This window comes from Caballeronia sp. INML2, assembly GCF_023631365.1.
Lineage (GTDB): Bacteria > Pseudomonadota > Gammaproteobacteria > Burkholderiales > Burkholderiaceae > Caballeronia > Caballeronia turbans.
This window is the reverse complement of sequence record NZ_JALQDH010000032.1, coordinates 1-25,086: the sequence shown is the minus strand read 5'-3', so window position 1 is coordinate 25,086 and position 25,086 is coordinate 1. Positions and strand designations below refer to the sequence as shown.

The following is a 25,086-nucleotide window of genomic DNA, read 5'->3' as shown; positions in this document are numbered from 1 at the left end:
GTGTTCTGACTGCTCAGCCGCGCGTTGGCGCGGCCGGCAGGCCGACGCGCACGCGCACGTTGCGCACGCCGGCGGCGGAATCGGTCGGCACACCGACGGCGTGCGTGTCGAACGCGCCGGCGTGGTCGCTTTGAAGCGCGCGCCCGAACCGGCTGCGCATGAGGACTGCGGATGCGCCGCCGAAGCCGTCATCGTTTTCACAGATGTCGGACACGGCAGCGAGGTGGCCACGTGGCACCGGCAGAGTTGTCATAGTCGCTTCGAGTTGTGCGGAATTCGGCGCACTTTAGCGCCGTTTAGAGAATTTTGTCTAGTTTTACCGTGCAGACCACTTCGAAACTACGGGACAAATTACCGCTCCGCGCTGCGCGATATGCCGAATTTCATGCAATATCGCCGTACTGTACCTTAACTCGCAGCTTACTTAGCGCAAGCCGCTGCTTACGAACGGGGAATTTTTACAGGCTGTCGAGCGTGTGCTTCAATTCTGCAACGTCGACTTCGCCCAATTTTGTCGAGCGGACCTGTCCCTTGGCGTCGATCACGACGGTGAACGGCAAGCCACCCGCGCTGTTGCCGAAGCTACGCGCAAGATCCGCGCCGCCGAAGCCGGTGACATACACAGGGTAGCCAACGGGAACCTTCTGAAGGAAATCGTTGACATTCTTTTCGCTATCGACGCCAAGTCCGATGAACGTGACGCCTTTCTCCGCATAGTCGCGCTGCAGGGCGGACAGTGTCGGCATTTCCTTCACGCAGGGTCCGCACCAGGACGCCCAGAAATTGACGACGACCGGCTTGCCCTTGAACGAGGCGAGCGGCGCGGCGGTGCCCGACGCACCCGGCGGCGTCGCCTTCCATAGCTGGTCGACGGCGTTGCCGTTCGGCTGGGGCGCGGCGACGGTATCGCCGCCGGTGAACATGTGACCGGCGTAAAAGCCGCCGACGGTCGCGGCGACCGCGACCACGAGGGCCGCCAGAATGCGTGTGCTTTTCATGAGTGTCCAGAAGAAAGATCAGCCGCCGATTTCCAGCGGCGGGACATCGGGGTGATCGAGCAGTGTGCGCACGGCGGCCGAGTTCGCGCGGGCGAGGCGACCGCGACCATCCGCGCGCACGGCGCCGCGGAGATCATCGGCGCCGTAAAGCGCGATGTGAACGCCGATCGGCTCCTCATTGCGCACCCGATGCAGAAAACTCAGCGTCTCGACATAGCCGCGCCCGGCGAAGTGCCGCGTCTCCGAGACGTCGTATTGCACGTTCGCATTCAGCAGATAGATCGCGACTTCTTTCGGATTGTCGCAAAAGCATTGCAGATGGACATCCGAATGCTCGCCCGCCGTGCCGTTGAGCACCGCGCCCGTCAGATACGGATCGAAGGGCTTCAGGCGTTCCATCCATTCGAGCGCGACTTCGCGCATGCGCCGCAGCACGAGCGGTTGACTGTCGCTTTGGAAAATCGCCTGATATTCGCGGATTTCCTCTTCGATCTGATCGTTATCGGGCAGAAATTCCCCGCCGATCTTCGCCTCGCCGACGACCTGCCGCGCGGCCTTGCGCTTGGCGGTGGAGTAGTCGAGGCCGTCTTCGGCGATCATTCTCGCGGCGGCAATCGCGATTTCCTCGCGTACCCGCTGCGGATCGAAATGTGATTTGCGAATCATGCCGGAATGATACTAGATAAGCTAAAACAGCCCTTTTGCGCCCACCGTGCGAGACACGTGCGCCAGCGAAAGAGCGCCTGGCGTGCTCGGTTACAATATGCGCCTTCAGGCGCCTTTCTGCACGGGTTTGCCCCCCGGATTCACACGTACGGCGCCGTTCCTGTTTTTTTGCATCTCAATCGCCCGCGCGGCGCGACACGGTTTATGCACATCCACATCCTCGGCATCTGCGGTACCTTCATGGGCGGACTCGCGGTTCTGGCGCGCGAGGCGGGCCACAAGGTCACCGGCTGCGACGCGGGCGTCTACCCGCCGATGAGCACGCAGCTCGAAGCGCAGGGCATCGAGTTGATCGAAGGTTACGGCGTCGAGCAACTCGCGCTCGAACCGGATCTGTTCGTCATCGGTAACGTAGTGACGCGCGGCAATCCGCTGATGGAGGCCATTCTCGATCGCGGCCTGCCGTACACGTCCGGCCCGCAGTGGCTCGGCGAGCACGTGCTGAACGGCAAATGGGTGCTCGCCGTCGCGGGCACGCACGGCAAAACCACGACGAGCTCCATGCTCGCGTGGCTGCTCGAAGACGCGGGCATGAACCCCGGCTTTCTGATCGGCGGCGTGCCGCTCAACTTTGGCATCTCGGCGCGTCTGACCGATTCGAGCTTCTTCGTCATCGAAGCCGACGAATACGACACCGCGTTTTTCGACAAGCGCTCGAAGTTCGTCCACTATCGCCCGCGCACGGCGGTGCTCAACAACCTCGAATTCGATCACGCCGATATCTTTCCCGATCTCGCCGCCATCGAAACGCAATTCCATCATCTCGTTCGCACGGTGCCCGGCGTCGGCCGCATCGTCACGAACGGGCGTGAGGCCGCGCTCGAGCGCGTGGTCACGCGCGGCTGCTGGTCCGGCGTGGAGCGCTTCGGCGTCGAAGGCGGCTGGCAGGCGCTGCCCGCCGAAAAGGGCGCACCCGTCGACGAGCGGTTCGCCGTGTACTGGGAGGGCGAGCGTCAGGGCATCGTCGACTGGCAGGTGCAGGGCGAGCACAACCGCATGAACGCGCTCGCGGCGATCGCGGCAGCGCGCTCGGTCGGCGTGCCGGCGGCGCACTCGGTGAAGTCGCTTGCGAGCTTCCGCAACGTCAAGCGGCGCATGGAAGTGAAGGGCAGCGTGGACGGCGTCACCGTCTACGACGACTTCGCGCATCATCCGACCGCGATCGAAACCACGGTCGCGGGATTGAGGACACGAATCGGCGATGCGCGCATCCTCGCCGTGCTGGAGCCGCGCTCCAACACAATGAAGCTCGGCACCATGAAAGCGCAATTGCCCGCGAGCCTCGCGAGCGCCGATCTGGTGTTCGGCTACGGCGCGCGCGAAGGCCGCGACAAGCTCGGCTGGGATCTCGCCGAGGCGCTGTCTCCGCTCGGCGACAAGGCGCGGGCGTTCAACGAGATCGAACCCTTGGTGAAGGCGGTGACGGCCGCCGCGCGCCCCGGCGACCACGTGCTCGTGATGAGCAACGGCGGCTTCGGCGGCGTCCATCAGAAACTGCTCGACGCGCTCTCGGCGCGCGGCGCGGGAGGACACGCGTGATTCTCTATCTGCACGGCTTTCGCTCGTCTCCCCAATCGTTCAAGGCGCGCGTGATGCAGGCGCGTCTCGCGGAACTCGGGCGGCTCGGCGAATGGCGGTGCCCGACGCTGCCGGTGTCGCCGTTCGACGCCGTCACGCTGGCGGAATCGCTCGCCGTGGGCGAGAAGATGGCCGACGTGACCGTCGTCGGCAGTTCGCTCGGCGGCTATTACGCGACGTATCTTGCGCAAAAGCACGGCTGGCGTGCCGTGCTGCTCAATCCCGCCGTGATGCCCGATCGCGATCTGAGCCGCTATCTCGGCGAACAGCCGTTGTGGCACGGCGACGGCAGCATCACCGTATTGCCGCGCCATCTCGACGAATTGCGCGCGCTCGCGATCGATTCGATCACGCGGCCCGAGCGCTACTATCTGATCGCGGCGACGGGCGACGAAGTGCTCGACTACCGCACGATGCTCGACCACTATCCCGGCGTGCGAACCACGCTGATTCAGGGCGGCGATCACGCGATCAGCGACTTTCCGGCCTATCTCGCCGATGTCATCGCGTTTTGCGATCAGGCGCCGCCACCGCTCGTCGCGCCGGCGGCGGCGTGACAGCGGCGTCACAATAATTCACCTACCGGCGCAAACGACGCGGCCCGGTCCACCGTTTTACGAGAGTATTGAGTGAACGTTTTCTTCGAGGAATCGGGTAGTTTCAAGGCCGGATCGGTGTTGTCCAAACAGGGAGACGCGTTCCAGGTCGAGCTGCCGGGCGGGCGGCGCGCCAAGGTGCGCGCGAAAGACGTGCTGATCGAGTTCGACAAACCCGCGGCCGGCGACCTGATGCAGGAAGCCGACGCCATCGCGCAGGAGATCGATCTCGACTTCCTTTGGGAATGTGCGCCCGACGAAGAATTTCCGTTCGCCGCACTCGGCGCGGATTACTTCGGCGACAAATTCGGTCCCACGGAACGCGCGGCGCTCGTCCTGCGCATGCACGGCGCGCCGGTCTATTTCCGGCGCAAGGGGCGCGGCCAGTATCAGCGCGCGCCGCAGGAACAACTGCAGATGGCGCTCGCGTCGCTCGAGCGCAAGCGTCAGCAGTCGCTCGTGCAGCAAGGTTACGAAGACGACCTGAAGGCGGGCAAGCTGCCCGACGCACTGAAAGACAAGGCGCTCGGCCTGCTCACCAAGCCCGACAAGAATTCCATCGAGTACAAGGCGCTCGAAGCGGCGGCGGCTGCGCGCGGCATTTCTCAGGCGCGGCTGATGCTCGAATGCGGCGGCATCGCGTCGCCGCGCGCGTTGCATGAAGCGCGCTTTCTATCGGAATACTTCCCGCATGGCACAGGCTTTCCGTCGGTGCAGCCGGGCCCGTTGCCCGAGGACTTGCCCGAAGCGGATGTCGAGGCCTTCTCCATCGACGACGTCACCACGACCGAAATCGACGACGCCTTCTCCGTCCAGCATCTCTCCGATGGACGCGTACGCGTGGGCATTCACATCGCGGCGCCAGCGCTCGGCATCACGCGCGGCGACACGATCGATGCGATCGCGCGCGGACGTCTGTCCACGGTCTACATGCCTGGCGACAAGATCACGATGCTGCCGGACAACGTCGTCGACGTGTTCACGCTCGGCGAAGGCGGGCTGCGCCCGGCGCTGTCGCTGTACATCATCGTGAACCGCGAGACGCAGGACATCGTCGCGACGGAAACCCGCGCCGAGCGCGTGTTCGTGAAGAGCAACCTGCGCCACAACCATCTCGACGCGTTCGTCACCGAGGAAAGCCTCGCCGCAGGCACGGGCGATTACGCGCACAAAGACGACATCGCCGTGTTGTGGCCGCTCGCGCAGGCGCTCTTCGAAAAGCGTCAGCAGGCGCGCGCGAGCTACGGTCTCAAGCGCGAAGTGCAGCGCAACAACGACTTCAACTTTTATGTCGATGGCGAGCACATCACGATCACACCTCGCCGTCGTGGTTCGCCGCTCGATCTGATCGTCGCGGAACTCGCGATTCTCGCGAATTCGTCGTGGGGCGCATTCCTCGACGATCACGGCGTGCCGGGCATCTACCGCTCGCAGCGCGGTTTCGGCGGTCCCGGCCCGAAGCGCACGCGCATGCAGACGACGCCCGCGCCGCACGAAGGGCTGGGCGTCGCGCAATATGCGTGGAGCACGTCGCCGCTGCGCCGCTACGTCGATCTCGTCAATCAATGGCAACTGCTCGCGTGCGTGCAGCACGGCGTGACGGCCAAGCTCGCCGCGCCGTTCAAGCCGAAGGACGCGGATCTCTTCGCCGTCGTGCAGGGATTCGACGACACGTACACCGCGTACGCCGATCATCAGCGCCGCATGGAGTACTTCTGGTGCCTGCGCTGGCTGAAGCAGGAGAACAGGAAACAGGTTCCGGCGTCGGTCATCAAGGACGACCTCGTCCGGCTCGAAGAAATTCCGCTGATCCTGCACGTGCCGGGCCTCGGCGTGCATGCGCGCGGCACGCGCGTGATGCTGGAAGTCGTGTCGATCGATGAACTGACCGTCGAAGCGTCCTGCCGTCTGCTGCACGTCATCGATGCGCCGTCCGCGAGCGCGCCGGTCGAGGAAGACGAAGCCGACGAGGACATCATCGAGACCGAAGATCTCTCGGCGGAAAGCGAGGCGGAAGCGCAGGCGGAAGCCTCGGCGGAGCAGCCACAACCGGAAGCGCCGGACAACGCGCAGGAGCCGACGCCATGAAAGACCGATACGCGGTGATCGGCAATCCGATCGAGCACAGCAAATCGCCGTGGATTCACGCGAAGTTCGCCGAGCAGACCGACGAGCCCATCGAGTACGGGCGCATTCTCGGGCCGCTCAATGGCTTCGAGCATGAAGTGAAGAAGTTCGTCGCGTCGGGCGGGCGCGGCATGAACGTCACGGTGCCGTTCAAGCTCGAAGCGCACGCGCTCGCGGATGCGCTGTCCCCGCGCGCGGCGGCGGCGGGCGCGGTGAACACGCTGTCCTTCGGGTCAGATGGCGTGCGGGGCGACAACACCGACGGCATCGGCCTCGTGCGCGACATCGAGGTGAATCTCGGCGTAAGTCTCAGAGGCGCGCGCATTTTGCTGCTCGGCGCGGGCGGCGCGGCTCGCGGCGTCGTGCTGCCGATCTTCGATCGCGCGCCGGCGGCGCTCACCATCGTCAATCGCACGGCGGCGAAGGCGCATCGGCTCGTCGACCAGTTCGCGCCGAACGCCGCCGAATGCGGCGTGCGCTTCTCGGGCGGCGGCGCAGACAGCGCGGAAGCGGGCCGCTACGACGTCATCGTCAACGCGACGGCGGGCAGCCTCGACGCCGCGTTGCCCGATTGCGACGACAGCGCATTCGGCGCGGGCACGCTTGCCTACGACATGATGTACGGCGCGCAACCGACCGTTTTCATGCGGCACGCGTCGAAGCTCGGCGCGCGCGCATCGGATGGGCTCGGCATGCTCGTCGAGCAGGCGGCTGAATCGTTCTTCATCTGGCGTGGCGTGCGCCCGGACGGCGGCGCCGTGCTGCGCGAATTGCGCCAGACACTGGCCGCTAAAGCCTGATGACCACCGCGCCGATCGGGACGCGCGCGCCACGTGCGCACAAAGCGGTGCGGCTCGGCCCGGCACGATGGATCATGTACGGCGTGTCGGTACTCGGCATCGCATTCATCGCGACGCAGCTCTACTTTTTCGCGCAGATCGGCATCTGGACGGTCGTGAATCCGGGCCCAACGGCCTTCATGCGTGCCGATGCGTGGACGCTCGCGAAGACGCATCCCGGCGTGTCGCTGCAGCACGCATGGGTGCCGTACGACCAGATTTCGCGCAACCTGAAGCGCGCGATCATCGCGTCGGAAGACGCCAACTTCGTCAACAACAACGGCTACGAAACCGACGCCATTCTTCAGGCCTGGGAGAAGAACAAGGCGCGCGGGAAGATCGTCGCGGGCGGTTCGACCATTTCGCAGCAGCTCGCGCGCAATCTCTTTCTGTCGCGCGAGAAGAGCTACGTTCGCAAGGCGCAGGAGTTCGTGATCACGTGGATGCTCGAGTTCTGGATGGACAAGGAACGCATCTTCGAGATCTATCTGAATTCGGTCGAGTGGGGCAACGGTGTCTACGGTGCGCAAGCGGCAGCGCAGTATTACTACAAGACATCGGCGGCGAATCTGACCGCCTGGCAAAGCGCGCGGCTCGCCGTGATGCTGCCGCGGCCCAAGTATTTCGACGATCATCGCAACGCGCCGTATCTGTCGCAGCGTTCACGCGTCATCGCGCGGCGGATGGGTGCGGCGGAGCTGCCGCAGTGAAATTTAGTTTACGAAACTAAACAATGCAAAGCCCTGATTTATCAGGGCTTTTTTGTTTTCGGGTCGCTGTCGGCTGTCAGTTATGGTCCCATTATGTGAACATGACGGTCACATATTGAATAGTACGAAGGGCCAGAACTACAATCCGACCACAGCCCGAACGGCATATGCGTGCGACGACCGAAAAAACGTAGCGGCGCGCACGACCAGAACAACGGAGACACGTCATGCACCCGATCGCTCGCCAGCGCTCGCTGGCCTCTTCACACGATTCACACGCTTCGCACCATTCGCACGCTCGTGCGGCAACGCTCGCCGCGGCGCCTGCGAGCGACGCACGACACGCATCGTGATCGACGAGAGACCTGCGCCATGACCAAATTCCAGAACCCGGAAACCGACGCCGCCCAAGCGCAATCCGCGCACGCGAGCGGCCCGAGCGTGAAGCGCAACGGCGCGAGCGGGGCGAAGCACATGCCCGATCCCGACGCGATCGCGTTGCCGAGCGCGCTCGTGGACGTCACGCCGCAGCAGGCCGGCACCCAGACGCTTCTGCGCGGCCTCGCGATTCTCGAAGCCGCCGCGAATGGCGCGCGCGATCTGCGCGCGTTCGGCGCGGCGCTCGGCACGACGCGCAGCACGACCCATCGGCTCGTCAGCTCGCTCGTGCAGGCGCGCTATCTGCGCCAGGTGCAGGGCGGTTATCTGCTCGGGCCGAAGCTCATCGAACTGGGCACGATCGCGCTCGAACAGATGCCGCTCACGGCGGTCGCGCGGCCGCATCTGCAGGCGCTCGCGGAACACACGCACGACACGATTCACCTCGGCGTGCGCGATGGCGACGACGTCCTCTACATCGACAAGATTCCGGGCACGCGCGGCCTGGAGATGCGCTCGCGCGTCGGGCATCGCATGCCGCTCGCGTCGACGGGCATCGGCAAGGCAATGATGCTCGACCTCGAAGCGAACGCGTGGAAGAAGCTGCTCGAAGCGTCGCATCGCGTGCTCGCGAAAACGAGTTTCAAGCCCGACAACCGGCCCGATTTCGACACCTTCCAGCAGCGCATGACGCGCTATTCGCAAGGCGGCTTCACGTTCGATCTGGAAGAGAACGAGGCTTCGATACGCTGCGTTGCCGCGCCGGTGCGCGATGCGTCCGGCGCGATCGTCGCGGCGTTGTCGGTGGCGAGCACGATTCCCTATATGCCGCATGAGCGCATGGAAGAACTGATTCCGGTCGTGCAGCGCGAAGCGCGCGCGATTTCCGAGGAACTCGGCTGGCGTGCCCCGCAGGCAGCGCGCAGGATCAAGCGATGAACGCACCCGTTCGCACGCCCACGCTCATCGCGCTCGACTGGGGCACGACGTCGCTGCGCGCCTATCTGCTAGGCGCCGACGGCACCGCGCTTGACACGCGCGCGTCGTCGGCCGGCATCATGAATCTGCCCGCGGGCGGCTTCGATCAGGCGTTCGAGGAAACCTGCGGCGCGTGGCTCGATGCGCATGGGCCGCTCGATGCGCCGTTGCCCGTCATTGCGGCGGGCATGGTCGGCAGCGCGCAGGGCTGGGTGGAAGCGCCGTACGTCGAAACGCCCGCCGGGGCCGATGCGCTCGTCGCGGGCATCGTCACGGTGAAGACGGCGCGCGGCGTCGTGGTGCATGTCGTGCCCGGCGTGCTGGAGCGCGGCGTGTTGCCCAACGTGATGCGCGGCGAGGAAACGCAGATTTTCGGCGCGCTGGCGAGCGAGCCGTCGCTCGGAACATCGGGCGGCGCGCTGATCGGACTGCCGGGCACGCATGCGAAATGGGCGTTCGTGAGCGATGAGCGCATCGAGCGCTTCTACACGTTCATGACGGGCGAGACCTTCAGCGTGCTGCGTGATCACACGATTCTCGGCCGCACGATGCATCCGAGCGCGACGCACGACGAACAGGCGTTCGTGCGCGGCGTCGATACGGCGCGCGATGCCGGCGATGCAGGCATGCTCGCGACGATCTTCACCACGCGCACGCTTGGCCTCACCGGTCAGCTGACGGGCGAGCAGCAGCCGGATTATCTGTCGGGGCTGTTGATCGGCCACGAACTGCGCGGCCTGAGCGAAGTGCTCACGCGCGAAGGTTCCTCGCTCGCGGGAAAAACGTTGCGCCTGATCGGCAGCGACGCGCTCTGCGACCGCTATCGCGTCGCGCTTTCGCGCTTCGGTTGCCATGACGCGCCAATCGTCGCGCAGGCCACCGAGCACGGTCTTTATCGAATTGCAGTGCTTGCCGGCCTCGTCGCCGCGCCTGTGCGCACGGCCTGAAAAGGAGTCAACACGATGCAGCCATCCATCAATTTGCCCGCGCCCTATGGCATGCACGCCGGTCTCGCGAAGGCGTTCGCCTCGTGCCCGCTGATCGCGATCCTGCGCGGCGTGACGCCGGCCGATGCCGCCGAACACGCCCGCGCGCTGTACGAAGCCGGCTTTCGCATCGTCGAAGTGCCGCTCAATTCGCCCCAGCCGTTCGACAGCATCGCGGCGATCCGCCAGGCGCTGCGCGCCGATGCGATCGTCGGTGCGGGAACGGTGCTGCATCCGAGTTATGTCGACAGCGTGAAGGCCGCGGGCGGCGAACTCGTCGTGATGCCGCACAGCGACGCCGATGTCGTTCGCGCCGCGAAGGCGCAAGGTCTCGCGTGCGCGCCGGGCGTCGCGACGCCGAACGAGGCGTTTCTCGCGCTGAAGAACGGCGCCGACGTGCTGAAGATGTTCCCCGCCGAGCAGCTCGGCCCGGCCGTCGCGAAGGCATGGCGCGCGGTGATCGCGCAGGAAGTGCCGCTCGTGCCGGTCGGCGGCATAACGCCCGACAACATGGGCCCGTTCCTGAGCGCGGGCGCGAACGGCTTCGGCCTAGGCTCTGCGCTGTACAAGCCGGGCCAGAGCACGGAGGCGACGGCATCGCACGCAAAGGCATTCATCGACGGACTCGCGAAAGCGCGGGGCGACATCAAATGAACCGGCTCGCCGGCAAAGTGACGATGGTCACGGGCGCGGGACGCGGCATCGGTGCGGCGATCGCGCTGGCGTTCGCGCGCGAGGGCGCGTCGGTGGCGCTGGCGGAACTGGATATCGACACGGCGCGCGCGACGGCCGAGCGCATTGCGTCGGAAGTGAGCGGCGCGCGCGTGCTCGCGGTGCAGACGGACGTGACGCAGAGCGCGCGGGTGAAAGAGGCCGTCGCGCACATCGAGGCTTCCCTGGGTCCGCTCGACGTGCTCGTGAACAACGCCGGCATCAACGTGTTTTGCGATCCGCTCACGATGACCGACGACGACTGGCGCCGCTGCTTCGCCGTCGATCTCGACGGCGTGTGGAACGGGTGCCGGGCCGTGTTGCCGGGCATGGTCGGGCGCGGGCGGGGCAGCATCGTGAATATCGCGTCGACGCACGCTTTCAAGATCATTCCCGGCTGCTTTCCGTATCCGGTGGCAAAGCACGGCGTGATCGGACTGACGCGCGCGCTCGGCATCGAATACGCGCCGAACAACGTGCGCGTGAATGCGATCGCGCCGGGATACATCGAAACGCAATTGACGCTGGATTGGTGGGATTCGCAAGCCGATCCGAAGGCCGCGCGCCAGGCGACGCTCGATCTTCAGCCGATGAAGCGCATCGGCCAGCCGCACGAAGTCGCGATGACGGCGGTGTTTCTCGCATCGGACGAGGCGCCGTTCATCAACGCGAGCTGCATCACCGTGGATGGCGGCCGTTCCGCGCTGTACCACGACTGAACAACGAACCACCGAAGAATGACGCACTGGCCGCGGTGCGGCATCACGACAGAAAACAACGCGGCCACACACCTTCGTTAGCGCCCGTGCGCGGGCATTGTTCGACATCGGAAGAAGTCGGGAGACAAAAAATGAAACGCAGACTGTTCCTCACGCTGATCGCCGCCGCCACGGCAACGAGCGCGTCCATGATCGCGGCGCCCGTCGCCCAGGCCGCCGACGACGTCAAGATCGGCTTCCTCGTGAAGCAGCCGGAAGAACCGTGGTTCCAGGACGAGTGGAAATTCGCGGAAATCGCCGCGAAGGAGAAGGGCTTCACGCTCGTGAAGATCGGCGCGCCGTCGGGTGAAAAGGTGATGAGCGCGATCGACAACCTCGCGGCGCAGAAGGCGCAGGGCTTCATCATCTGCACGCCGGACGTGAAGCTCGGGCCGGGCATCGTCGCGAAGGCGAAGGCAGACAAGCTCAAGATGATGACGGTCGATGACCGCCTCGTCGACGGCTCGGGCAAGCCGATCGAATCCGTGCCGCACATGGGCATTTCGGCCTACAACATCGGCAAGCAGGTGGGCGACGGCATCGCCGCGGAAATCAAGAAGCGCGGCTGGGACATGAAGGACGTCGGCGCGATCGACGTGACCTACGAGCAGTTGCCGACCGCGCATGACCGCACGAGCGGCGCAACCGACGCGCTCGTCGCCGCCGGCTTCCCGAAGGCGAACATCGTCGCCGCGCCGCAAGCGAAGACCGACACCGAGAACGCGTTCAATGCCGCGAACATCGCGCTCACGAAGAACCCGCAGTTCAAGCACTGGGTCGCCTACGGCCTGAACGACGAAGCCGTGCTCGGCGCCGTGCGCGCCGCGGAAGGCCGCGGCTTCAAGGCGGACAACATGATCGGCATCGGCATCGGCGGTTCGGACTCGGCGTTGAACGAGTTCAAGAAGCCGAATCCGACGGGCTTCTACGGCACCGTCATCATCAGCCCGAAGCGCCACGGCGAAGAAACGTCCGAGCTGATGTACGCGTGGATCAAGGACGGCAAGGCGCCGCCGCCGCTCACGCTCACGACCGGCATGCTGGCGACGCGTGAAAACGTGGCGTCGGTGCGTCAGCAGATGGGCCTGGCATCGAACTAAGTCATTGGATGAGGGCGGGCCGCGTGCTTTTGCGCGGCCCGCTCGAAGCATAAGGAGGCGATGTGTCAGCGACGCTGCGTTTTGACAATATCGGCAAGGTGTTTCCAGGCGTGCGCGCGCTCGATGGCGTGTCGTTCGACGTCAACGCCGGCGAAGTTCACGGCTTGATGGGCGAGAACGGCGCGGGCAAGTCGACCTTGCTCAAGATTCTCGGCGGCGAGTATCAGCCCGATTCGGGGCGCGTGCTCATCGACGACAAGGAAGTGCATTTCGCGAGCGCGGCGGCTTCGATCGCGTCGGGCATCGCGGTGATTCATCAGGAATTGCAGTACGTGCCGGACCTGACCGTGGCCGAGAACCTGCTGCTCGGCGCGCTGCCGAACCGGCTTGGCTGGGTCGACAAGCGTGCGGCGAAAGCGCACGTGCGCGAGCGGCTCACGGCGATGGGCGTCGATCTCGACCCGAACGCGAAGCTGCGCAAGCTCTCGATCGCGCAGCGGCAGATGGTCGAAATCTGCAAGGCGCTGTTGCGCAACGCGCGCGTGATCGCGCTGGACGAACCGACGAGTTCGCTGTCGCATCGCGAGACGGAAGTGCTCTTCAAGCTCGTGCGCGATCTCAAGGCCGACTATCGCGCGTTGATTTACATCTCGCATCGCATGGACGAGATCTACGAGCTGTGCGATGCGTGCACGATTTTCCGCGACGGCCGCAAGATCGCGTCGCATCTGTCGCTGGCGGAAGTGCCGCGCGAGACGCTCGTGCAGGAAATGGTCGGCCGCGAAATCAGCGATATCTATAACTATCGCGCGCGGCCGCTGGGCGAGGTGCGCTTCTCAGTGAAGGACGTGCAGGGCGACGCGTTGAGCGCGCCCGCGAACTTCGAGGTGAAGCGCGGTGAGATCGTCGGTTTCTTCGGCCTGGTCGGTGCGGGCCGCAGCGAACTGATGCATCTCGTCTACGGCGCGGACAAGAAGAAAGGCGGCACGATCACGCTCGACGGCGAGGCAATCCGCGTGCGAAGCACCGGCGAGGCGATCCGCCACGGCATCGTGCTGTGTCCGGAAGATCGGAAGGAAGAAGGCATCGTCGCGATGGCGACGGTCGCGGAGAACATCAACATCTCGTGCCGCCGTCACTATCTGCGTGGCGGGCTGTTTCTCGATCGCAAGAAGGAAGCGCAGACGGCCGAGCGCTTCATTCAGCTTCTGAAGATCAAGACGCCGAGCCGCAAGCAGCGCATCCGCTTCCTGTCGGGCGGCAATCAGCAGAAGGCGATTCTTTCGCGCTGGCTCGCGGAGCCGGATCTGAAGGTCGTGATTCTCGACGAACCGACGCGCGGCATCGACGTCGGCGCGAAGCATGAAATCTATAACGTGATCTATCAGCTCGCCGAGCGCGGCTGCGCGATCGTGATGATTTCGTCGGAGTTGCCGGAAGTGCTCGGCGTGTCCGACCGGATCGTCGTGATGCGGCAGGGGCGGATCGCGGGCGAATTGCCGCGCGGTGAGGCAAGCGAACAGGCGGTGCTGGGTCTCGCGCTGCCGCAGTCGGACACCGTCGCGCAGGCTGCGTAAGGACAAGAGGAGCGAATCATGGAAGCAAGAGAAAACATCGTGGGGCAGGCGACGGAAACCGTCGCGAATGCGCTGATCCCGCAAAAGAACGACAAACAGAAGTGGTGGCAGCAGATCACCGAGTACAGCCTGATCGTGATCTTCATCGTCATGTTCCTGACGATGTCGCTGACCGTCGATCACTTCTTCTCGATCGAGAACATGCTCGGTCTGGCGTTGTCGATCTCGCAGATCGGCATGGTCGCGTGCACGATGATGTTCTGTCTCGCGTCGCGCGACTTCGACTTGTCGGTCGGTTCGACGATCGCGTTTGCCGGCGTGCTTTGCGCGATGGTGCTCAACGCGACCGACAACACCGCGATCGCGATCGTCGCGGCGGTGGCGGCGGGCGCGGTGATCGGCTTCGTGAACGGCGCGGTGATCGCCTATCTGCGCATCAATGCGCTGATCACCACGCTCGCAACGATGGAAATCGTGCGCGGGCTCGGGTTCATCGTGTCGCATGGGCAGGCGGTCGGCGTATCGTCGGACACGTTTATCGCGCTCGGCAGCTTGTCGATGATCGGGATTTCCCTGCCTATCTGGGTGACGCTTGCGTGTTTCATCGTTTTTGGCGTATTGCTCAATCAGACTGTGTATGGACGTAATACATTGGCGATTGGCGGCAATCCGGAAGCGTCGCGGCTTGCGGGTATCAATGTCGAGCGCACGCGCGTGTGGATCTTTTTGATTCAGGGCGCGGTGACGGCGCTGGCGGGCGTCATTCTCGCTTCGCGCATCACGTCGGGGCAGCCGAATGCGGCACAGGGGTTCGAGCTGAACGTGATTTCGGCTTGCGTGCTGGGAGGAGTTTCACTGCTCGGCGGGCGGGCGACGATTTCTGGCGTCGTAATCGGGGTGCTCATCATGGGCACTGTTGAAAACGTCATGAATCTCCTGAATATCGATGCGTTTTATCAGTACCTCGTGCGAGGGGCGATTTTGCTTGCTGCCGTGTTGCTCGATCAGTTGAAGAATCGCGGCTCGCGGGATTGATGTTGGATAACGTTGGGCTTTCGCGGATCCCGTATTCGCGTTGGTTTATCAGCACTGCCCCGCACAAGGGCCGTGCAAACAGACCGACACGAAAACAGGATTCCACCGAAGCAGGCGCAAAAAAAGCAAAGGGACAACCAACATGGCACCGATCAACAAGTCACTAGCAAGATACCCAAGCCTGGAAGGCAAAACGGTCCTGATCACCGGCGGAGCGACCGGCATCGGCGAGGGTTTCGTCGAACACTTCTTCGATCAGGGCGCGAAGGTCGCCTTCTTCGACATCGACACCGACGCGGGCGAAGCGCTCGCCGACCGCCTGGGCGCAGCCCTGACAGCAACGCAGACCCGCCCGATGTTCCTGCGCGTCGACCTGACCGACATCGACGCATTGCGAAAAGGCATCGACGACGTCCGCGCCGCATTCGGCCCGATCAGCGTGCTCGTCAACAATGCCGCCAACGACAAGCGCCACGCAATCGAGGACGTCACGCCGGAGTCATACGATGCGGGCATCGCGGTCAACATCCGCCATCAGTTCTTCGCGGCTCAGGCCGTGATCGACGACATGAAGCGCCTGGGCGGCGGCTCGATCATCAATCTCGGCTCGATCAGCTGGATGCTCAAGCAAGGCAACTTCCCGGTCTACACGACGTCGAAGTCGGCGGTGCAGGGCATGACGCGCGGCCTCGCGCGCGATCTCGGCAAGTTCGGCATTCGGGTGAATACGCTCGTGCCGGGCTGGGTGATGACCGAGAAGCAAAAGCGCCTGTGGCTCGATGAGGCCGGCAAGGAAGCGATCAAGCAGGGCCAGTGCATCGGCGGGGAATTGCTGCCCGCGCATCTCGCGCGCGCGGCGCTCTTTCTCGCTTCGGACGACAGCAGCATGATTACGGCGCAAGACATCATCGTCGACGGAGGATGGGCCTGATGAACTCGATGCGCGCGCAGCTTCTGGTCGACAGCCAATGCTCGCTCGGCGAGGGCGCCACGTGGTGCGCCAAAAGCGGCTGCTTCTGGTGGACCGATATCGAAGGCAAGACGCTGTGGCGCCACGATCCGCGCGACGGCGCGAGCCAATCGTTCGCGATGCCCGAGCGGCTCGCCTGCTTCACGCCCTGCGCCGATGCGCGTTTCCTGCTGCTGGGCCTCGCGTCGCGGCTCGCCTTCTATGAGATCGCGACGGGTCACATCGACACGATCATGGACGTCGAAGCCGATCTGCCGACGCGTCTCAACGATGGCCGCTGCGACCGCGAAGGGCGCTTCGTGTTCGGCACGAAGCACGACGTGGAAGATGCGCAGGCGATCGGCGGCTTTTATCGGCTGAACCCGGATCTATCTCTGGAGCGCCTCCCGCTCGGCAATTGCGCGATTTCGAACAGCATCGGCTTTTCCCCCGACGGCGCGACGATGTACTACTGTGACTCGCCGACGCGCGAGATCCGCGTCTGCGACTATCCGACGTTCGCCAACGACCGCGTGTTCGTCGCGCTGACGGATGCGACCGGCGTGCCCGACGGCTCGATCGTCGATGCCGAAGGCGCCTTGTGGAATGCGCAGTGGGGCGGCGGGCGCGTCGTTCGCTATGGACGCGACGGCCGCGAGACGGCGCGCATCGACGTGCCGACCGCGCAGCCGAGTTGCGCCGCGTTCGGCGGCGCGGACTTCGGCACGCTGTATGTCACGAGCGCGCGCATCGGCCTCTCTGAAGAGGCGCTGAAAAGCGATGCGCACGCAGGCGGCGTGTTCGTCGCGACGCCCGGCGCGCGCGGCATGGCCGAAGCGGTATTCGCGGGCAAGGCGTAACCGAAAATAGCGAGGCGGCGCGCGATCGACGCACCGCCCGACACACCCCGGCGACGCCGGGTTTTTCGCCTCTCGATGGAGCACGAGTCATGGCTGGTGCGCGCACAGAGCAAAGACCGAATTCTGCATCGACGTCCAAGGCACAGGCGAACGCCCGGCGTTCGAGGCTCGCCGCTGCAACCGAACCACCGGTCCGGCCCGGCCCGGGCACCGCGATGGTCGCGATGGGCGGCCGCGATGCCGATGGCTGTATCACACTCGCCAACGCGCATCTGCGGCTTGAACTCGCGCCGTCGCTCGGCGGCGGGATCACGCGCTTCGACTGGCGGCACCAGGGCACCTTGGTGCCGATCTTCCGGCCGTGCGTCGATCCCGGGCCGGACACGGATCCGAATCAGCTCGCGTGCTATCCGCTTCTGCCGTATTCGAACCGTATCGGCAACGGGCACTTTCAGTTTTCAGGACGCTCGATCGACGTGCCGTGCAACCGCGCCGGCGAACCGCTGCCGCTGCATGGCGATGGCTGGCTCGGCGCGTGGGAAGTCGCTGAGGAAGCGTCCACGCGCGTGCGTCTGACGTTGGATCGCAGCGACGGCAAGCCTTATGCCTTTCGCGCCGCGCAGACTTACGCGCTCGACGACGCCACGCTCGCCGTGTCGCTCGATGTGGAAAATACCGGCGATGAAGCGCTGCCGTTCGGCCTCGGGCTGCATCCGTTCCTGATGCGCGAGGCGGACACGGAGTTGTCCGCGGCGGCGGGCGGCGTGTGGCTTTGCGGCGACGACTGGCTGCCGGTGCGGCACGTGCCGACGCCGCCCGCGTGGCAATTCGGCGTCGCGTATCCGATGCCGTCGGAGATGGTGAACAACGCGTTCACCGGCTGGAGCGGTCGCACGAGGGTGCTATGGCCGAAGCGCCGCCTGTCGCTCACGATCGCCGCCGACACCGATTACTACGTGCTGTATGCGCCGCCCGGCGAGAGCTTTTTCTGCTTCGAGCCCGTCGATCATCCGATCAACGCGGTGAATCTGCCCGGCGGCGGGGAAGCCCACGGGATGACCGTGCTCGAACCGGGCGAGCGGCTTTCGCGTGAGTTTCGCTTTACCGTCGAGCGCACCGGGGAGGCGGCGCGGCGGGGAAGGCCGCGCACGCGAGCCGGAGCGAAGGCGCGGGCGCGGGACGCTGCGCGCTGATGCCAGCCAATGGACGCGATGCCTCGCACGTTAAAATGCGTGGCATCGACGTTCAACGAAATCCCGCCATGTCATTCATCCAAGCTCTCAACGCCGCGTGGTCGCGGACGCAATCGCTTCTGTGCGTCGGCCTCGACCCGGAACCCGCCAAATTCCCCGGCGCCCTGAACGGCCGCGCCGATGCGATCTTCGAGTTCTGCAAAACCATCGTCGATGCGACCGCGCCGTATGCGTCGTCGTTCAAGCCGCAGATCGCGTATTTCGCGGCGCATCGCGCGGAAGATCAACTCGAAGCGCTGATCGCGCATATCCACGAGAAACACGCCGGCATTCCGGTGATTCTGGATGCGAAGCGCGGCGATATCGGCAGTACGGCCGAGCAGTACGCGAAGGAAGCGTTCGAGCGCTATAACGCGGATGCCGTGACGGTGAATCCGTACATGGGCTTCGACTCGATCGAGCCGTATCTCGCGCATGAAGGCCGGGGCGTGATCGTGCTGTGCCGCACGTCGAATGCGGGCGGTTCGGATCTGCAATTCCTGACGACCGACGGCAAGCCGCTGTATCAGGTCGTCGCGACGCTCGCAGCGGAAAAGTGGAACGCGAGCGGCCAGCTCGGGCTGGTCGTCGGCGCGACGTTTCCGAAGGAAATCGAAACGGTGCGCGGGATCGTCGGCGATATGCCGTTGCTGATTCCGGGAATCGGCGCGCAAGGCGGCGATGTCGAAGCGACCGTGCGCGCGGGCCGCACCGCGAACGGCACGGGCATGCTGATCAACTCGTCGCGCGCGATCATCTACGCGGGCAAGGGCGATGATTACGCGCAAGCCGCGGCCGACGCGGCAAAGAAGACGCGGGATACGATCAACGCATACCGCTAAACGCGCGTCAGGCATCGGGAATCGGCGCGAGCAGCGCGTCGATATCCTCGACGGAGAACTTCTCCACGGCGCGCGCGTCATCGGACAGAATGCCCGCTGCGAGTGCTGCCTTGTGCTCCTGCATCGACACTATCTTTTCTTCGATGCTGCCGGTCGCGACGAGCTTGTACACGAACACCGGCTTGTCCTGCCCGATGCGATGCGCGCGATCCGTCGCCTGATTCTCGGCGGCGGGATTCCACCACGGGTCGTAGTGGATGACGGTATCGGCGGCGGTGAGGTTCAGGCCGACGCCGCCTGCCTTCAGGCTGATCAGGAAAACGGGCACCTCGCCCGCCTGAAAGCGCCGCACGGGCGTCGTGCGATCCGCAGTCTCGCCGGTCAGCGTGACGTACGTCAGACCGGCTTCATCGAGCGCGCCGGCAATGACCGCAAGCATGCCCGTGAACTGCGAGAACACGAGCACGCGCCGGCCTTCTTCGATGAGATTCGGCAGCATCTCGAGCAACAGCGCGAGCTTGGCCGATTCCGGGGTCTTCCTCGCGCCCGGCAGCTTGACCAGCGACGGATCGCAGCACACTTGTCGCAGCTTCAGCAGCGCGTCGAGCATCAGGATATGGCTGCGTGCGAAACCTTGCTTCTCGATGGCGTCCCGCACTTTCTTCTGCATCGCGGTGCGCACGGTCTCGTAGAGATCGCGCTGCGCGCCCTCCAGTTCGACGCTGCGCACGATCGTCGTCTTCAGCGGCAGTTCGGTCGCGACATCATCCTTGCGGCGGCGAAGCATGAAGGGGCGGATCCGTCGCGCGAGAAGGCTGCGGCGCGTCTGGTCGTTGTGCTTCTCGATCGGCTTGCGCCAGCGAGCGGCGAAGTCTTTTTGCGTGCCGAGAAAGCCGGGCAGCAGGAAATCGAATTGCGACCACAGTTCGCCCAGATGGTTTTCGAGCGGCGTGCCGGTGAGGCACAGGCGGTGCCGCGCGCGCAACGTGCGGATGACGCCCGCCGCCTTGCTCGATGCGTTCTTCACGTACTGCGCCTCGTCGAGTATCAACAGATGATAGTCGTGCGCTGACAGAGCTTCGTGGTCGCGCCAGACGAGCGGATAAGTCGTGATGATGAGCTCGTGCTCCGCGATCCGCGCGAAGCGTTCGTGACGCAGCGGCCCGTGAAGATCCAGCACTTTGAGGCCGGGCGCAAAGCGCCGCGCTTCTTCCTGCCAGTTGTTGACGAGCGTGGTCGGGACGACGATCAGCGCCGGCTGCGTGAGGCGGCCGGCTTCCTTTTCGACGAGGATGTGCGCGAGCGTCTGCACGGTCTTGCCGAGGCCCATGTCGTCGGCGAGCACGCCCGCGAGCTCCTGCTCGCGGAGGAACTGCATCCAGTCGACACCCTCGCGCTGATAATCGCGCAGCGTCGCTTTCAGGCCGCTCGGCGCGTCGATCCGGCGCGGCCCCGCGGCTTTGCGCAGCCGTTGCGCGAGTTCGACCATCGACGCGTCGCCGCCAAATTGCCAACGCAGCGTTTCATCGGCTCCGGTGAGGCGGCCGGCTTCGAGCGCCGAAAGCCGCAACGGCGAATCCGCGCGAAGGTCGGCGCGGTCGAACAGATCGATCAGCGCGCGCACGAGCGGCTTGATGCGGGCGGCGCACACTTTGAAGCGCCTGCCCGCCTGCGTGCGGAATTCGACCGCGTGCGCGTCGTCGATCAGATCGATCGCGCCGTTGAGCCAGCGGCGGTCGCGGGCGAACAGCTCCGCGAGGAGCGGTTCGAGGCGCACGCGCTCAGCCTCGACCATGATGCCCAGTTCGAGATCGAACCAGCCGTGCTCAGCGGCGCGCGCGGCCGCCTCTATTTCGTCGATCTCGACGACGTCGAAACGCGAATTGGGCACGATGACGACGCGCCAGCCGGCATTGCGCAGCGCGGGCAACTCGTCGGCGACGAACGCGGGCCATGCTTCGCGCGCGGGCATGATGAAGCCGCCGGCATACGGCGATTCGTCGCGACTGCCCTGCGCATCGGAGATTGGCTTGAGTCCCGCTTTGCCCAGGCGCTGGATGCCCGCGTTCTCGAGGTCGTCCCGGCGCGCGATGCGAGCGAGTTCGCCGTTCGCGAGCCTTATGAGTGTCTCGGGGTTGTTCGCCGCGATCACGAAGCCGTCGTAGTCGAATTCGAGCAGGGCGATGTCGAGTTCTGTCGCGGGCATGTTCAGCTTGCGAGGCGCATCGAGCAGAAGCGTGTCGAGCGTGAGCACGGGGACGGGCGGGGCGTCGATTGTCCGCATGTCCGTGTCGCCTCGCATGGGCGGCGCCGGGAGCGCGGGCGCAAATTCGGCGAGCGCCGCGCGCACGACGGCCGCATCCTCGAGTGTGAGCACCGGCATCTCCAGATAGTCGGCGAGGAACTCATCGGGAATCGATGTATCGACGGTTCCGGTTTCGTTCGTGAAGGCGTCGAAATACCAGGGCGGTTCGGTCGGAAGCACGATGCCGCCTTCCGGATCGGTTTCGAGCGACGCGAAAATCATGTCGTCATGGTGCGGAATCCATTCGATGTTGCCGCGGCGACGCGCGCCCTCGCTCAATGGCTTTTCGAGCCGCAGATCGCGGCCATGCGGTTCGAAATAGAGACGGTCGGTCGCGAGCATCATGCTCCAGATCGCCGCGCCCCGCTTGCCGCTCAACGCGTAGCTGTTGCCTGAATAGCCGCGCTCGGACCGGAGCGCGCGAATGATGGCCTCGTCTTCCGGGGTCACGAATTTCGGCGGACTGCTCCAGGCCGTGTAGTTTGGGTACCAGCTTTCGGTCGCGCGAATCGTGCCATCGGCGCCGAGTCGCGCCTTGTACGTCACCAGTTCGAAAGCGGATTGGCCTAGCGCGGACGGCGCGAGCACGTACAGAATCCGGAACACCGCGCCGGTCGCGGGCCTGGCCGCTTTCGCGCGCGCGTGCCGCGTCGCCTCGACCTTTGCGCGAAAGTCAGACAGCCATTGCTCGACCTCCACGCTCACGCCGGTTCGGGCAGCGCCTTCCTTTCTTTCCAGATAGGCGAGCAGCGTCGCGGCGACGTGCTTGCATTCAAAGCCGACCGGACACGAGCAATAGCCGAACGGCCGCTTGTTCCTGAACGAGATCTCGACCGTGTACGGCGCCGGTTGCGTACCCGCCACCCGCGCGCGCAGGGTGTTGTCCGTCCAGACGATACCGCTGACGGCACGGACGTAGCCGCGCGCCTTGTCGATTGTTACGGGGCCTACCCAGCGGGCGACCTGTTCTTTGGTGTATATCGGCGAGTCCGCCGACTGGCCGGTCTGTTTTCGCATGCGATGGTCTCACCTCTCACCGCTCGCGCTGCTCCAGAAACTCCAGCAGTTTGCGCAGCGCGTGCGCGGCGGCCTGCGTGCGCACCTGCTCGCGGTCGCCCTTGAACAGTTGCGTCTCGACCCCGGTATGAAGCCGGTTGCTCCACGCGAACGACACCGTGCCCACCGGCTTCGCTTCGCTTCCTCCCGCGGGCCCGGCGACACCGGTGATCGCGATCGACACCTGCGCGCGACTGTTGCGCAGCGCGCCTTCGGCCATTGCTTTCGCGACGGGCTCGCTCACCGCGCCATGCTGCTCGATCAATGTAGCCGGAACGCCGATCATCTCGATCTTCGCGAGATTCGAATATGTGACGAACCCGCGCTCGAACCACGCGCTGCTGCCGGAAATATCGGTGATGGCGCTCGCGACCATGCCGCCCGTGCATGACTCGGCGATCGCGAGCATCAGCCGTTCGTCGCGCAGCTTGTTGCCGACGCGAATCGCAAGTTGGTGAACGACGGTGTCGGTTGGCATGGTGATGTTCTCGAAGAGTTGGAAATCAGACGGTCATGCGCCAGAGCGCGATCACGAGCAGCGTGAAGAATGCCGCGACGAGGTCATCGAACATGATGCCGAAGCCGCCTTTCAAATGGCGGTCGAAATAGCGGATGGGCGGCGGCTTCACCATGTCGAAGAAACGGAACACGATGAACGCCCACAACTGGCCGGTAAAAGTCGCGGGGGTGACGAGCAGCAGCACGAGCCAGAACGCGACGATCTCATCCCACACGACCGGCGACGGGTCCGCGATGCCCATCTTCTTCGCGGTGAAGCCGGTGAACCAGCATCCGGCGACGAAGGCGGCGACGATCAGCGCGCCCCATTCGGCGACCGTCAGATGCCGATTGAACGCGACGAACGACGCCCACGCGAACAGCGTGCCGACCGTGCCCGGCGCGATGGGAGAAAGCCCGCTGCCGAAGCCTAGCGAAAGAATATGAAGCGGATGGGTGAGCATGAAGCGCGCGCTCGCCTTGCGCGGCGCGGCGCGCGGCGGATTGCGCGAATCGTTCGGTTCGCCCGCGAGAGTCGGGTCAGTCTGCATGAAAATGATCGAAGCCTTGCAACGTCAGAGAGAGCGGGGCGCCCGAGGCATCGCGCCAGGCAATTCCCGGCGCACCGGATGATTCGATTGTACCGATCCGAGTCAGCGGCACTTTTACGGTCGTCGCGATATTCGCGAGCGTGTCGCGCGCATCGACGGGCGCGGTGAAGCACAGTTCGTAGTCGTCGCCACCCGCGAGCGTGCATGCGCGGCGCGCGACGTCGGGCAGCGCGCGCACTGCTTCCGAGCACGGCACGGCATCGGCATCGATGACGGCGCGCATGCCCGAGCGCTTCAGAATATGCATGAGATCGCCAGCGAGGCCATCGGAAATATCGAGCGCTGCGTGCGCCACGCCGCGCAAGGCGAGGCCTAGCGCGACGCGCGGCTCGGGCCGCGTAAGCGCGCGCTGCCAGCCTGCGGCGATGGCGTCATCGGGCGCGCGCCATTCGCCGCGAATCGCGCCGAGTCCTGCGCGCGCATCGCCCAATGTTCCCGACACCCAGATGTCGTCGCCGGTCCGCGCGGCGTCACGGCGCAATGCCGCGCCATGCGGCACGTCGCCGAACACGGTGATGCAGAGGTTGAGCGGACCGCTCGTCGTATCGCCGCCGATCAGCGCGCAGTCGTGACGCTGCGCGAGCGCGAAGAGGCCGTCGCTGAACGCTTCGAGCCACGCTTCATCGGCGCGCGGCAACGCGAGCGCGAGCGTAAATGCATGCGGCTTCGCGCCCATCGCGGCGAGGTCCGACAGGTTCACGGCAAGCGCCTTGTGGCCGAGCGCGTGCGGATCGACATCGGGAAAGAAGTGGCGGCCTTCGACCAGCATGTCCGTCGATATGGCGAGCTGATGGCCGGCGGGCGGCGCGATGAGCGCGCAGTCGTCCCCGATGCCGAGCGGCGTCGCAGCCTCGTCTTCGTGACGTGGCGAGGGCGCCGTCGCGCGGCGTGCGAAGAATCGGTCGATCAGAGAAAACTCGGAGAGCATCGTCGGCGAGAAGTGTCTTTTTGTGCGCTGCAAGAGGAAAGCGCGGGACCCGCGATGGCGCGCGAATGTGTCCGTCCCGCATCTCGAAAAAATCGAACGGTGTGCCGCGAGCCTTGCTCCGCGAGGCGATCAGACCTTTTCCGGTCATGGCACTTGTAGCCGAAATGCATGGAGCGCGGTCCGAAACCGCCCCTGATTGGCGCTACAATGCGTTCGAACTTCTATTCTAATTCCCGCACTGCTAGCCCGCCTTATGACGACCGACGCCAATACCAAGTTGCGCGAAGCTGCACTCGACTATCACGAATTTCCGGTCCCCGGAAAGATCGCGATCGCGCCGACCAAACAGATGATCAACCAGCGCGATCTCGCGCTGGCCTATTCGCCGGGCGTCGCGTTCGCGTGTGAAGCGATCGTAGAAGACCCGCTGAACGCCGCGCGTTTCACCGCGCGCAGCAACCTCGTGGGCGTCGTATCGAACGGCACGGCCGTGCTCGGTCTCGGCAACATCGGGCCGCTCGCGTCGAAGCCGGTCATGGAAGGTAAAGCCGTGCTCTTCAAGAAGTTCGCCGGTATCGACGTGTTCGATATCGAGCTGAACGAGAGCGATCCGCACAAGCTCGTCGATGTGATCGCCGCGCTCGAACCGACCTTCGGCGGCATCAATCTGGAAGACATCAAGGCGCCGGACTGCTTCATCGTCGAGCG

At 64.9% G+C, this 25,086-nt stretch carries 23 protein-coding genes and 1 pseudogene; 17 read left to right on the top strand and 7 right to left on the bottom strand.

All coding sequences use genetic code 11. The features are described 5' to 3' along the window. Window positions 1-13: 13 nt before the first annotated feature. The 3 genes from NCT32_RS11705 to NCT32_RS11695 all read right to left on the bottom strand — a co-directional run bounded on the left by NCT32_RS11705 (window position 14) and on the right by NCT32_RS11695 (window position 1,664). A complete protein-coding gene (locus NCT32_RS11705; RefSeq protein WP_061121397.1) occupies window positions 14-253 on the bottom strand; it encodes a hypothetical protein in 240 nt (79 codons plus the stop codon). 205 nt (window positions 254-458) lie between these two features. Beyond that, a complete protein-coding gene (locus NCT32_RS11700; RefSeq protein WP_250490334.1) occupies window positions 459-998 on the bottom strand; it encodes a TlpA disulfide reductase family protein in 540 nt (179 codons plus the stop codon). Window positions 999-1,016: 18 nt separating this feature from the next. Beyond that, window positions 1,017-1,664, bottom strand: a complete 648-nt coding sequence (locus NCT32_RS11695) for a UDP-N-acetylmuramate--alanine ligase (protein WP_250490333.1) — start codon at window positions 1,662-1,664, stop codon at window positions 1,017-1,019. Window positions 1,665-1,868: 204 nt separating this feature from the next. Between NCT32_RS11695 and mpl the strand changes: the two genes are divergently transcribed. The 16 genes from mpl to pyrF all read left to right on the top strand — a co-directional run bounded on the left by mpl (window position 1,869) and on the right by pyrF (window position 18,980). After that, complete coding sequence (mpl, locus tag NCT32_RS11690) at window positions 1,869-3,263, top strand: UDP-N-acetylmuramate:L-alanyl-gamma-D-glutamyl-meso-diaminopimelate ligase (protein ID WP_250490332.1); 1,395 nt, start codon at window positions 1,869-1,871, stop codon at window positions 3,261-3,263. Next, entirely contained in the window at window positions 3,260-3,859 is a 600-nt protein-coding gene (locus tag NCT32_RS11685; RefSeq protein WP_250490331.1) for a YqiA/YcfP family alpha/beta fold hydrolase, read from the top strand. Before mpl ends, NCT32_RS11685 begins: the two co-directional genes overlap by 4 nt. Before the next feature lie 72 nt (window positions 3,860-3,931). Beyond that, window positions 3,932-5,986: a ribonuclease catalytic domain-containing protein gene (locus NCT32_RS11680; protein WP_250490330.1), complete on the top strand. Its 2,055-nt coding sequence runs from the start codon at window positions 3,932-3,934 to the stop codon at window positions 5,984-5,986. Continuing rightward, the gene (gene aroE / locus NCT32_RS11675) at window positions 5,983-6,825 is read left to right on the top strand and encodes a shikimate dehydrogenase (RefSeq protein ID WP_250490329.1); all 843 of its coding nucleotides are present in this window, start codon (window positions 5,983-5,985) and stop codon (window positions 6,823-6,825) included. Before NCT32_RS11680 ends, aroE begins: the two co-directional genes overlap by 4 nt. After that, window positions 6,825-7,574, top strand: coding sequence for a monofunctional biosynthetic peptidoglycan transglycosylase (gene mtgA / locus NCT32_RS11670; RefSeq protein ID WP_250490328.1), 750 nt, complete (start codon window positions 6,825-6,827; stop codon window positions 7,572-7,574). The genes aroE and mtgA overlap by 1 nt, the downstream gene beginning before the upstream one ends. A gap of 372 nt (window positions 7,575-7,946) precedes the next feature. Continuing rightward, on the top strand, window positions 7,947-8,891 hold the full coding sequence (locus NCT32_RS11665) for an IclR family transcriptional regulator (RefSeq protein ID WP_061121405.1): 945 nt from the start codon (window positions 7,947-7,949) through the stop codon (window positions 8,889-8,891). Further along, window positions 8,888-9,877: a 2-dehydro-3-deoxygalactonokinase gene (locus NCT32_RS11660; RefSeq protein ID WP_250490327.1), complete on the top strand. Its 990-nt coding sequence runs from the start codon at window positions 8,888-8,890 to the stop codon at window positions 9,875-9,877. The genes NCT32_RS11665 and NCT32_RS11660 overlap by 4 nt, the downstream gene beginning before the upstream one ends. 15 nt (window positions 9,878-9,892) lie before the next feature. Beyond that, window positions 9,893-10,570, top strand: coding sequence for a 2-dehydro-3-deoxy-6-phosphogalactonate aldolase (locus NCT32_RS11655; protein ID WP_250490326.1), 678 nt, complete (start codon window positions 9,893-9,895; stop codon window positions 10,568-10,570). Continuing rightward, window positions 10,567-11,346 (top strand): SDR family oxidoreductase, encoded by a 780-nt coding sequence (locus tag NCT32_RS11650; RefSeq protein ID WP_250490325.1) that lies wholly within the window; start codon window positions 10,567-10,569, stop codon window positions 11,344-11,346. The genes NCT32_RS11655 and NCT32_RS11650 overlap by 4 nt, the downstream gene beginning before the upstream one ends. Before the next feature lie 131 nt (window positions 11,347-11,477). After that, window positions 11,478-12,485, top strand: coding sequence for an arabinose ABC transporter substrate-binding protein (locus NCT32_RS11645; protein WP_061121409.1), 1,008 nt, complete (start codon window positions 11,478-11,480; stop codon window positions 12,483-12,485). A gap of 62 nt (window positions 12,486-12,547) precedes the next feature. After that, window positions 12,548-14,062, top strand: coding sequence for an L-arabinose ABC transporter ATP-binding protein AraG (gene araG / locus NCT32_RS11640; protein ID WP_250490324.1), 1,515 nt, complete (start codon window positions 12,548-12,550; stop codon window positions 14,060-14,062). Window positions 14,063-14,080: 18 nt separating this feature from the next. Next, complete coding sequence (gene araH / locus NCT32_RS11635; protein WP_250477084.1) at window positions 14,081-15,097, top strand: L-arabinose ABC transporter permease AraH; 1,017 nt, start codon at window positions 14,081-14,083, stop codon at window positions 15,095-15,097. A gap of 142 nt (window positions 15,098-15,239) precedes the next feature. After that, window positions 15,240-16,028 carry an SDR family NAD(P)-dependent oxidoreductase gene (locus tag NCT32_RS11630; protein ID WP_250490323.1) on the top strand — a complete coding sequence of 263 codons (789 nt, stop codon included), beginning with the start codon at window positions 15,240-15,242 and terminating at the stop codon, window positions 16,026-16,028. Beyond that, complete coding sequence (locus NCT32_RS11625) at window positions 16,019-16,906, top strand: SMP-30/gluconolactonase/LRE family protein (RefSeq protein ID WP_250490322.1); 888 nt, start codon at window positions 16,019-16,021, stop codon at window positions 16,904-16,906. The genes NCT32_RS11630 and NCT32_RS11625 overlap by 10 nt, the downstream gene beginning before the upstream one ends. Window positions 16,907-16,995: 89 nt before the next feature. Next, entirely contained in the window at window positions 16,996-18,099 is a 1,104-nt protein-coding gene (locus tag NCT32_RS11620) for an aldose 1-epimerase (protein ID WP_061121414.1), read from the top strand. Between the two features lie 68 nt (window positions 18,100-18,167). Continuing rightward, on the top strand, window positions 18,168-18,980 hold the full coding sequence (gene pyrF / locus NCT32_RS11615; protein ID WP_250490321.1) for an orotidine-5'-phosphate decarboxylase: 813 nt from the start codon (window positions 18,168-18,170) through the stop codon (window positions 18,978-18,980). A gap of 7 nt (window positions 18,981-18,987) precedes the next feature. Here pyrF and NCT32_RS11610 read toward each other — a convergent pair whose 3' ends face one another. The 4 genes from NCT32_RS11610 to thiL are packed head-to-tail and all read right to left on the bottom strand — an operon-like array spanning window position 18,988 to window position 24,378. Then, on the bottom strand, window positions 18,988-22,302 hold the full coding sequence (locus NCT32_RS11610) for a DEAD/DEAH box helicase (protein ID WP_250490320.1): 3,315 nt from the start codon (window positions 22,300-22,302) through the stop codon (window positions 18,988-18,990). 16 nt (window positions 22,303-22,318) lie between these two features. Next, window positions 22,319-22,819, bottom strand: coding sequence for a CinA family protein (locus tag NCT32_RS11605; protein ID WP_250490319.1), 501 nt, complete (start codon window positions 22,817-22,819; stop codon window positions 22,319-22,321). A gap of 25 nt (window positions 22,820-22,844) precedes the next feature. After that, the gene (locus NCT32_RS11600; RefSeq protein WP_250490318.1) at window positions 22,845-23,390 is read right to left on the bottom strand and encodes a phosphatidylglycerophosphatase A; all 546 of its coding nucleotides are present in this window, start codon (window positions 23,388-23,390) and stop codon (window positions 22,845-22,847) included. Continuing rightward, window positions 23,380-24,378: a thiamine-phosphate kinase gene (thiL, locus tag NCT32_RS11595; RefSeq protein ID WP_061121418.1), complete on the bottom strand. Its 999-nt coding sequence runs from the start codon at window positions 24,376-24,378 to the stop codon at window positions 23,380-23,382. Before thiL ends, NCT32_RS11600 begins: the two co-directional genes overlap by 11 nt. Window positions 24,379-24,631: 253 nt before the next feature. Between thiL and NCT32_RS11590 the strand changes: the two are divergent. Then, a pseudogene (locus NCT32_RS11590) lies at window positions 24,632-25,086 on the top strand (NADP-dependent malic enzyme); the annotation flags it as partial.